General features: G+C 35.8%; 10 protein-coding genes. 9 read left to right on the top strand and 1 reads right to left on the bottom strand.

Features of this window, described 5'->3' with window-relative positions:
* Positions 1–36: 36 nt before the first annotated feature.
* From OM075_RS23950 to OM075_RS23930, 5 genes are read left to right on the top strand one after another with little or no spacing between them, the layout of a single operon-like run.
* Positions 37–903, top strand: coding sequence for a hypothetical protein (locus OM075_RS23950; protein ID WP_301193089.1), 867 nt, complete (start codon positions 37–39; stop codon positions 901–903).
* A 14-nt stretch (positions 904–917) separates the two neighbouring features.
* Positions 918–1,550 (top strand): P-loop NTPase family protein, encoded by a 633-nt coding sequence (locus OM075_RS23945; protein WP_120271245.1) that lies wholly within the window; start codon positions 918–920, stop codon positions 1,548–1,550.
* 1 nt (position 1,551) lies between these two features.
* On the top strand, positions 1,552–1,884 hold the full coding sequence (locus OM075_RS23940; RefSeq protein ID WP_301193088.1) for a hypothetical protein: 333 nt from the start codon (positions 1,552–1,554) through the stop codon (positions 1,882–1,884).
* Between the two features lie 29 nt (positions 1,885–1,913).
* Complete coding sequence (locus tag OM075_RS23935; protein WP_301193087.1) at positions 1,914–2,324, top strand: hypothetical protein; 411 nt, start codon at positions 1,914–1,916, stop codon at positions 2,322–2,324.
* Complete coding sequence (locus tag OM075_RS23930; protein ID WP_301193086.1) at positions 2,321–2,881, top strand: glycoside hydrolase family 108 protein; 561 nt, start codon at positions 2,321–2,323, stop codon at positions 2,879–2,881. Before OM075_RS23935 ends, OM075_RS23930 begins: the two co-directional genes overlap by 4 nt.
* A gap of 25 nt (positions 2,882–2,906) precedes the next feature.
* Here OM075_RS23930 and OM075_RS23925 read toward each other — a convergent pair whose 3' ends face one another.
* Positions 2,907–4,154, bottom strand: coding sequence for a tyrosine-type recombinase/integrase (locus OM075_RS23925; RefSeq protein ID WP_301193085.1), 1,248 nt, complete (start codon positions 4,152–4,154; stop codon positions 2,907–2,909).
* Between the two features lie 773 nt (positions 4,155–4,927).
* Between OM075_RS23925 and OM075_RS23920 the strand changes: the two genes are divergently transcribed.
* From OM075_RS23920 to OM075_RS23905, 4 genes are all read left to right on the top strand, one after another.
* On the top strand, positions 4,928–5,374 hold the full coding sequence (locus OM075_RS23920; RefSeq protein ID WP_301193084.1) for a hypothetical protein: 447 nt from the start codon (positions 4,928–4,930) through the stop codon (positions 5,372–5,374).
* A 9-nt stretch (positions 5,375–5,383) separates the two neighbouring features.
* Positions 5,384–5,821, top strand: coding sequence for a hypothetical protein (locus OM075_RS23915; protein WP_301193083.1), 438 nt, complete (start codon positions 5,384–5,386; stop codon positions 5,819–5,821).
* A 306-nt stretch (positions 5,822–6,127) separates the two neighbouring features.
* Entirely contained in the window at positions 6,128–6,421 is a 294-nt protein-coding gene (locus tag OM075_RS23910) for a type II toxin-antitoxin system HigB family toxin (RefSeq protein ID WP_301193082.1), read from the top strand.
* Between the two features lie 5 nt (positions 6,422–6,426).
* Positions 6,427–6,783, top strand: coding sequence for a helix-turn-helix domain-containing protein (locus tag OM075_RS23905; RefSeq protein ID WP_301193081.1), 357 nt, complete (start codon positions 6,427–6,429; stop codon positions 6,781–6,783).
* Positions 6,784–6,888: the final 105 nt, after the last annotated feature.

Below are 6,888 nucleotides of genomic sequence, written 5' to 3'. Positions count from 1 at the left end.
TTCGCATTAAACAGAAACAATTAAAAATATCGTGATATGAAACTTACAGTTAAAAACTACAAGGAAGCCACCAAAAATATTGACTTCAAAAAGTTACCGGAAGCAGCACAGGAAGCACATAAAGAGTTCGATTCATTTGCCGATTTCTACAATGAGGATAAGGACATAAAAGAGATGCTTGATAATCATTTCAAAATCGTTGAACCTTACCTAAAGGATTCAGAAAAGAAAAGCCCTGTACCTAAAAAAGTACCAGCGAAGAAGAAGACTACCTCGTCACAAAAATCGACAAAAAATGTGACAAAGAAAGCTTCACCCAAACGGACAGCAACAAAGAAAACGGCAGCACCCAAAAAAGCACAACGAAAACCCATCGAGGTTGATTTGATGCCGTTGGAGATAAAAGTAATTAGGCGTTATCTGAACTTCCACAATAAGAAGGTAACAGAACGTCAGGTATCGCTTTTGTACAAGGTGATTCAAAAGGCAGCTACCGAAAAGACTATCCGAAAAACTAGTAAGTATGCCTCAGAAATTAAAAGCATAAGCAATGACCTGATTAAGACTTACAAGGATATGAATGGCACTTGCAAGTTTGAAGTTCCGGATTCGTTATACACGAAACTGAAAAAGATAGTGGATGATTATGGCGTTACTCCGGCAGTTGCATTGATTAAAAGATTCATTAACCTGTATGGCAATATCACAAAGGCAAAAGCCCAACGCTTGCTTACCACAGTTACCAACTCATTAAAAAATGGTAAGGTTGACAAATCCGACAAGGAATTTGAACAAGTTAAAAACGTTCAAAAACATTTACATGATTACCTGGAGAGTGATAAACTGCTTGTTACCAATGTTCAGTTAAAAGGGCTACAAGGCATTGCAGGATTGGGAAAGTAAATGCCACTACTTCAATGCCCAAAAGTAGTGGCTCTCAAAACAGGGCATTCAATCCCGGCACCACAAGAACCGCTGTCATCGCATCCGACCAGGTTGTTTTAGCAAACGACCTTGCTAAGATGAATTTTAAGACTATCTCAATCAGGGGAAAGTTCGGTAAACTCTTAGGTAAGCTGTATATCCCATTCTATATAATGATTTACGGCTCACGCTTTCATGGCAAAAGTACCGTAGCCTTGATGTTTGCCGATGAATTGGTAAAACAGCACGGATATAAAGTCCTGTATGTAGCCAATGAAGAAGGTGCAAAAGGAACAATGCAGGAGAAAGTGGTAAGGCTTGGAATCAACAGCCCAATTGGAATCATCGAGGATTATAATCCGAAGCTATTTAGGGATTATGATGTGGTTTTTATCGACAGTACTCAAACGACCGATATTTCTCACGAGGAATTTAAAGAGCTGAAGAAACAGTTCCCGAACACCTCATTTGTAATTATCAATCAGGCAAACCGAGACGGAAGCTCCAAAGGCGGAACGAAGTGGGAACATATAGTGGATGCCATTATGCACATTGAAAACCAAAGTGCAACGATGGAGAAAAACCGCTTTCCGGAGGGGAGCACAGAAACCATTAAAATCTTTTAGCATGGAAGAAATGACAATTAAATTCTATTGGATTGTAATAGGAGCTTTTAGTTCGCTAATCGTTGGTGTGGTTTCCTTCATCATCCGCAATGCCATTTCAAAGAATGCCACAAAGGAAACGGTGGATGCCAAAACCGATTTATTGGAAAAAGATATTCAGCACTTGACAAAGGAGCTTGCCTCCTGCGAAAACAAGTTCACGGTACTGCATAAACGCATATCAGATTTAAGGGACAGCTCCAAGGAGATATATGTGAGTAAAGAACTATTCCACCAAACCATTAAGCAGCTCAACGAGAAGCTCGATACCATTTTAAAATTTGTAGAACGATGACAGGCAATGCCTGAGATAATTATAAAACGATGAAGCTATTTAAAAAATTAGCAGGAAATGCAACGGCGGAAACCTTAAAAGAAGGCACAAAGCTGATTGATGAAATATTTACCACACAAGAAGAAAAGCTCCAGGGGAAAATGGAACTTTTTAAGATGGCAGTTGCCGATAGAAGTTCGGCCAGAGAGATGTATCAAAAAGACAGTTGGCTTCAAAAAGCCTTTGCAATCTTCTTTTTGCTTGCTTGGTGCGCATTGACTTTCGTAATGCTGAACTACTTCATTTTCGACACCATTCAGCTTGAGGATTGGCAAATAGCATTTGTAAGCAGTATCAACGGTGGAATATCCACCAAACTAAGCACCATTATTGATTTTCTTTTCGGTGGTGCAATAGCAGGAGTTAACGATGTCAAACTTAAAAACAGACGTAAACAATGAAAACATTCGATGAGTTGTTTGATGGTGTAATCAAACACGAAGGCTATTATGCCAATGTAGAAGGCGACCGAGGTGGTGAAACCTACATGGGTGTTGCCCGGAATTTACATCCCGATTGGGAAGGCTGGCAATACATTGATGCCTATAAGGAAACATACGGTGAAATCCCCTGGAACTTGCACATTGATATTCCTGAACTGAATTGTATGGTAAAGGATTTTTATTGCCATACATTTTATGAGAAGTTCAGGATTGACGGTATTTTACACGGTTCACTACAAGAAATCATTTTTGACTGGTGCGTTAATAGTGGAGTATGGGGAGCCAGAGGCGTTCAACGTGTTTTGAACCAATTCTTTGATGCCGACTTGAAGATGGATGGTATTATTGGTAAAATGACACTTGAAGCGATTGCAAATTGCCAACCAAAGGAACTATTTTGGGAAATCAAAAAAGCTCGAATCCGCTATTACCACAAGATTGCCAAGAAAGGCAAAAATCATTTATTCCTTGAAGGTTGGTTGAAGCGGATTGGGAAAATAACATTTGAGGATTAGATTTTACAAACCTCCCGAAAGTTTCTCACCCCTTTGAAAATGCTGTTAAGTATTTAGCCACTTCTTTTTTTGTTTCATCTTCAAAACTATCAAGGTAAAGTTCAGTAGTCCTTAGATTGTTATGACCTAAACTTTCCCCGATGTATTCAGTTGAAACTCCTGAACGTTTTAATACAGTTGAAAAGCTGTGCCTTGCCGTATATGTAGTTACCGTTTTCTCTATTCCGACCTCAGTTGCGATTTTTTTCATGTGGTCGTTAGTTCTTTTGATTAGTCTATCCAAGCAACGCCTAATCTGCTTTTCGGTCATATCTTCACTTATAAAACGAAATATATAGTTTTCCGGAGAGCGGTCTTTATTTCCCCATTTGTCTATTAATTTTTTTAAATCATCAGTTAGGGCAACGCTTATTGGCTTAGATGATTTGCTAGTCTTTCTGGTTTTTCTACGAACAAATGTTATGAACTCATCATCAACATTCTTATACTTTAATCTGATAATATCGTTCATATTAGCCCCATTTAAAAGGTAACTAAATAGCCATAAATCTTTAGCTTCGTCACGATATGAAAACTCCTTACATTCGTAGTTATATATTTTTTCAATCTCATTCATTTTCAAAGCTCTTTTCACGTTTTGACTTGATGGAAGTTTGTAGCCACCTTCACCAAAAGGGTAGTAATCTTTTGATATTGCACCCTCACGTTGAGCAATCTTGAATATTGTCCTTGTCGAAGCCATATAAGTATTGATTGATGACATTGAAAGATTTTGTGTTACCATCCATTGCTCATATTTCTCTAGTTCATTTACAGTTAGTTCTCTAAAGTCGATTTGATTACTGCCAAAATACTTTTTTAGGGTTCTCATTGCGGTAGTGAATTGCGCCCAACTACACCATTGGTCATTATCTCCAAATTCTTTAATACGCCTTTCAAAATAGAATAGAATATTTGTAAGGTCACCTCCAGCAATACCAAATTTTGTTTTAAACTGCCTGAACGAAAAAGTTTCCATTGAGGCAATAATCTTATTGGCTTTATCTTCAATTAATGAAAACTCTAACTTGATGTCCTTAAATACACCTCTTGGTTTTGGAGCGAGAACTTTATTGAATTCCTCTGGCGTAAATTCATAAACACGCTCTTTATTATCAATGCTGTAATACATTTGTTTACGGTTGTATGTAACCCTGAGTTTAGCAGGATGCTTACCATTCTTCTTGGTTTGGCTTTTATATAAAACTATCGACGTACTAACTTTTGCTCCCATACAAACTGTTTTTCGTTTTTTTACTATATTGTACAATCCTTTATTTACTGGGTGTTTTGTATGTTTCGCTTCATATACTTTCTAACATACAAATACATGTCAAATATATGAATTTTGGGTAATATAACGAAATTGGAAACGGGCTAATAAGCAGTAAATGAACCATTAAGCAATATTAAGAAATAAAAAGTAAGTAGTGTACAATGTATATACATAATAGCCGAGATAGTAGTAAATTTAAGGGGTGTAGCCCGCTTCAGTATTCTTGTAACTTGACAGTAAAGTGCAACGCAGTCGGCTACTATTCTTATACTCGCCGTTGTGACCTATAGACCGTCCTTGGTAGATTTGCTTTACTTAATTTAACTTTCAGTAGTCATTAAAAAGGAGGCTTATAAATAAGATAATATGGATAAAAGTTGTTTCGGTGAAACCGTTGAAAAGCTGTCTTTTCGGACGTGAGCCGTCCAAACAACTTTTGGGAAGTTAGCGTTAAATTAACAGAAAGTCAAGTCTGTTAATCAGATTATCTTATGATTAAGCCGACATAAATCAAAAAAAAGACTACTTTCAGTTACGTAAACCGGACTCTCCGTATACCGATATAAAGAGAATACGGTTTAACTAAATTAAATGAAAGCAGAAGTATTCAAAGGACAAGCCGGTCAACAGGGTCGCTGTTGGTAAAAAACCAACAGCTCACAACACCAAATGATACGGCATTAAAACGCCGCATATTAATATCGTTACAGGGCATTTAACCTAAGACACAGATGACAGAACACAAGATTATTGAAACAGTAGTTGAAAAACTAATCAAATACCCAGAGATTAAGTTCGAGCAGAGAGATAACGAACTTGAGATTTTCAGCAATGACTCCAATGGCTTTGATATTATGCTTCAAACTAACAATCGGGAAAATACATTACACTTTGGGACATTTCATTGGCATTTTGAAAATACTGAAGAAGAAATAAATGAAATGTTAAACCAGCTTGTATTCGGCTTGACTGGAATTGCAAGGATTAAAGAATACTCAAAGAATGGAAAGTCCTACAAATGGATTATTCAAATCCAAGACAGGGATGGTAATTGGCATGACGATGGAAGAATGGGAATTTTCAATTTTAATCTTTGGGCAAAAGCTGAGATTAAATATTTACAAAATGACCTTTTACCTAAGGAAATTCTATATAACGAAAGTGAACAAGAGAATTGATTTAAAATAATGACTAAACTTTTCAATAAACTTTTTGCCAAGAAACAAGAGCCAAAAGCCCCAATGGTAACTACAAAAAAGATACTTAGTGCTATTGATTTGGACATACCCCATAAAGATTTTAAGGATTTCGTTTACGTTTCAAATGATTCAAACGAGATTCACTTTAAAGGAATAAAAAAAGGGAAAGAGTTTAAATATGGCATAGTTACTTTAACTAGTACCATTTCTGAAAATGATGTATTCAAGCGGATTATAGATAATTCCAATGATAAAATTGATTCCGTAGACTTTTTGATTGGAAGCATTGCATATTATTTGGAGGAAGTAAGTAGATTTAAAATAGGAAATGTAATTGCAATAAAGCCTGCTGATAATGAGTTTGGATTTGAATTGGAAAAAGTCAAAGAGCGGGTAAGTATGACAGTAAAGAATAAATTACCATAAAGAAAAACGCCCTGTAACAATGTATAAAAAACATAAGTGGCTCAGTGGTTTACGGAACTTTGGAGCATTTAATCAGCTCCGCCAAATCTGCGATTTGACGGCTTGTTTTGAATTTTTAAATTTGTGTCAAAACGCAAATTTGGCTCAGTGCAACTTGACAGGAAAAAGCTTCGAAATCACTTACGTTTCTTATACTAAACGTTGGCAAAAATGCTCTGAAAAAGTCCTGCAAGAAAAAAACATACAAAATATGTTACCAATGCGGTAACTTTTGCTTATCTTTGTAGTAAATTGATTGATGATAAAATGAGAGTAATTGCCAAGAAAATACTTCGAGAATTCTGGGAAAAACATTCTGATTCAGAAGAACAGCTTAAAACATGGTATAAAGAAGCATGTAAAGCTAATTGGTCTAGCCCCACTGATATTAAAAATGAATATCCCAAAGCAAGTATTTTAAAAGGAGGACGAGTTGTATTTAATATATGTGGAAACAATTACAGATTAATTACACATATAAACTATTTGAGACAATGGATTTTTATAAGGTTTATAGGTACTCATTCTGATTATGATAAAATTGATGCAGATAAAATTTAATTGATATGGACATAAAAGTTATAAAGACAGAAGAAGATTACGAACAAGCTTTAAAAAGACTTGAGGTGATTTTTGATGCTCCGATTGATTCACAAGAAGGAGATGAAGCTGAGATTCTAAGTATATTGATTGAGAAATATGAAGATGAAAATTATCCTATTGGTCCACCTGATCCAATAGAGGCTATTAAATTTCGTATGGAACAGATGGATATGAAAAAAAGTGATTTAGCTAAAATTATCGGATATAAAAGTAGAGTTTCAGAAATCTTCAGTAGAAAACGAAAATTAACTCTTCAGATGATTAGAAAATTGCATGATAAACTTAATATTCCATATGAAACCTTGATCGCAGATTATTAAGCACTTTTGCCAACACTTAGCCTCTAATGTAGGGTTGCTTGCATACCCTACAGATTGGAGGGTTTGTTGAACTAAACAATATTCCAGCAACTAATCTGTAAAGTG

It is taken from the genome of Plebeiibacterium sediminum, from assembly GCF_026013605.1.
GTDB lineage: Bacteria > Bacteroidota > Bacteroidia > Bacteroidales > Marinilabiliaceae > Saccharicrinis > Saccharicrinis sediminus.
The sequence above is the reverse complement of the archived record's forward strand: the minus strand, read 5'-3'. Positions and strand labels throughout refer to the sequence as shown.